General features: G+C 64.3%; 1 protein-coding gene and 2 pseudogenes. All 3 read left to right on the top strand.

Features of this window, described 5'->3' with window-relative positions; genetic code table 11:
- Positions 1-654 (top strand): annotated as a pseudogene (locus EN738_RS35795) (hypothetical protein); the annotation flags it as partial.
- Between the two features lie 133 nt (positions 655-787).
- Positions 788-2,833 (top strand): type I secretion protein, encoded by a 2,046-nt coding sequence (locus tag EN738_RS32715; protein WP_127287171.1) that lies wholly within the window; start codon positions 788-790, stop codon positions 2,831-2,833.
- 21 nt (positions 2,834-2,854) lie between these two features.
- A pseudogene (locus EN738_RS32710) lies at positions 2,855-3,275 on the top strand (type I secretion system permease/ATPase); the annotation flags it as partial.

Raw genomic sequence — 3,275 nt, 5'->3', positions numbered from 1 at the left:
GGCGGTGGCGGCGGCGGTGGCGGCGGTGCCGACGCTGACGGCGGCAATGCCAATTCGGACGGCGGCAACGCTCATTCCGACGGCGGCGACTCCGAAGCCTACGGCGGCGATGCCCTCGGTGCAGGCTTTGGCGCAGGCTACGGCGCAGGTTCAGGCTCGGGCACCGGTGGTGCTGGCGGTACGGGTGGTTCTGGCACGGGCGGTGCCGGAGCTGGCGGAAGTGGAACCGGCGGTGAAGCCACCAGCGGCGCGGCGACCGGCGGCGACAGCCTCGGCGGCTTCGCGGCGGCCTTTGGCGGTGACGGCGGTCATGCGCTGAGCGGCGCCTGGGCCGATGGCTATGGCGGCGACGCCAAGGGTGGGTTCACCCACGCCGGCGACGGCGGTCTCGGCGGTGCTGGCGGCACGGCCTACACCGGCGACGGTGGTGCCGGCGGCGACGGTGGGACCTGGGGCTCGAACAATGGCGATGACGGCTTCGTGACCGGCACCAGCCATGCGTCGGCCGACGGCCTGATCGACATCAGCGCTTTCAACCAGCAGATCGTGATGGGCGCCAACCTGCAGGAAAACCTGGTCGACCAGACCGTGGTTGGCGGCGACTACCACAACACGCTGACTGGCGAGGACGCCGGCGACCACACCGGTACGTGATCGATCCTACACGACTGATTTCTTAGGAAATCAGACAGCTTGGGACTGCGCGGAGTTTTCCGCGCGGTCCTTCCAATCCGGGAGACATGCCGCCCCGACCGAGCGCGAATGATCTCAAGATACGGAGGCTACCGTGTATTCGATGCAATTGGACAAGATCTCCGAGGCTATCTCGCATTTCATCGGAATGTTCGAAATCTCGGTCGAGGAGGCACGGCAGCTAAAGAGCTACGACGAATTCAAGATCGCCGACGCCGTCAAGGAAGAGACCCCCGATCTTCCCAAAACGAACATCAACATCAAGGCGCCGTACACGCTGGACGATTTCGATCCGCATGTTCCGTACATGGGACTTAAGGCCGAGCTGGTGCCGAACACGGTCGGCTCGAGCTTCTGGTACACGCCCCCCGAAATTCCGAACGCCGGCCCTTTGCACCCTGGCCACCACCTGTTTCACATCCCGCATCTGCCGGGAGCGGGCGGCCATCTGGTTCTGCCTGACATCGAACCTCCAGGCGCGGTTGCGGCGTACATCAACCAGGAAATCCGCCTGTCGGATAACGACTATGTCAGCGCTGGCGGACACGGCCTGACGTTCACGCCGGCGATCGACGACGGCAGCCACCTGGCTTTCCTGATGAACAAGGCGGCTGAAGTATCGCCGCTCGACGATCTGGCAATGCCTGGCTCCGGCGAGGAGATGGCAAACACCGTCATCACCGCCGGCGAGCGGATAGCGGCCTATGCCGACAGTTTCGACGGAGATGCGACCGTTTTCGTGCTGCACCCGGACGCGGCCTCGGGGCCGATCGCGGGCATCTACGTCAACGGTCAGCTGGTCGACGAGGCCGACGCGCCGAAGGCGGAGGACCACCTCAACATCCTCAAGGAACAGCAGCAGGATAACGAAGCCGCGAGCGACGGTCCCGACAAGGACGATTATAACACGCCGCCGGACTCCTCGGACTTCATGTCGGGCTGGGGCAACGGTTTGCTGAACCCTTGCGTCGAGTTGGACACCGGCGGCAACACGCTGATCAACTCCGCGGTGCTGACCAACAACTGGACAACGACATCCGTCGTCGCCGCGGTCGGAGACAGCTATGAAATCAATGCCATCATTCAGATCAACGCCTATTGCGACAGCGACGCGGCCGGCCCGAGCCTGAACGGCTGGACGTTGGACAACGCCGCCGACGCGTGCTTCAACATCGCGGCGTTCAAGCACATCGACCCCTCGGCCGGCAACGAAGCGCCGACCCCGGCGGACGGTTTCCCCGCCGCCTGGGTGGTGACGCAAGTCACCGGCGATCTGATCATCATGAGCTGGCTGCAGCAATACAGCTTCATGATGGACAACGACACCTCGATCCTGTCCTCGTCGGGCGTCAGGACCATGGTGAGCACGGGCGACAACACAGCGATAAACGATATGTCGATCAGTGAGTTGGGTCACTACTACGACCTGATCATCATCGGCGGCAACATCTATGACGCCAACATCATCCATCAGCTCAACCTGCTGATCGACAACGATCTTATCGGCGCCGTGGATGGGTTCGAGACGTCGGGAGGCGGCTCGTACTCGAGCGCCGGCAACCTGCTCTGGAACGACGCGACGATCATCAACGTCGGCGGGCAGAACCACTTCGAGGCATTGCCCGCGTCTTACCTGAAGGCGGCCCACGACATGGCCGCCGGCAAGGATGACGATCCCGGCGACATCCTGAAGGACCCGGCGTTCCACGGTCTCGGTCACTTGCGGGTTCTCTACATCTCGGGCGACCTGATCAACATGCAATACGTCTCCCAGACCAACGTGCTGGGCGACAGCGACCAGGTGGCCCTGGCGATGAACCAGCTCGTCGCCCATCCCGAAGCGGAATGGACGATCACCACCGGCGGCAACCAGGTGGCCAACTTCGCAGGCATCATCGACGTCGACGGCACCGACAAGACCTATGTCGGCGGCGAGCACTATACGCACGAGATCCTGATCCAGGCAGACATCATCTCCTGCGATCCGGAACTCGGCGGACAGAATCCGGACGCGCTGGTGAACGAGGCGGTCGCCTTCCTGGCCGACGATCTCACCGACGATGCCGCGCAGGTAGACCATCCGATCGCCCCGACGCCCGACCATGTTCAGGCCGACGGCGTGCAAACGATTTTGGCTTGATCCGGGATCCGGGGGGAAATTATGACCGACGATCGCGACCTGTCCTGGGAGACGTTTGCCGAGGACCTTGAGGCAACCCTGCATGAGGACGAGCAGGCATCGCCGAAACCAGGTTCCGAGATGCCCCGCAAGACGCTTTCGAGCGCGTTGCTGCAGCATGAGCGGGCCATAGACCGCACCATCGAGGCCATCGACACGGTCGTCGGCGAACTGCACAACGTCGTGGCCCATGCGGGCGCAAAGGATCGAGCCCCAGCCCAGCCCGGCAGCCAGACGGCCGAGACCGCCCGCCCAAGAGCCGTGCCGACGAGGGAACAGGCGACGGCGCCCGCCCCCGCGTCCCAGGTTAGGCCAGCGGCACCGGTATCCGCGCCTTCCGTCGTGCCTGCTTTGGCGGCGGGCGGCGGCCGGCCCGGGCAAGCGGGAATGGCGCCCCCGGCCT

Origin of the sequence: Mesorhizobium sp. M4B.F.Ca.ET.017.02.2.1 (assembly GCF_003998955.1) — a bacterium.
Classification (GTDB): domain Bacteria; phylum Pseudomonadota; class Alphaproteobacteria; order Rhizobiales; family Rhizobiaceae; genus Mesorhizobium; species Mesorhizobium abyssinicae.
The sequence above is the reverse complement of the archived record's forward strand: the minus strand, read 5'-3'. Positions and strand labels throughout refer to the sequence as shown.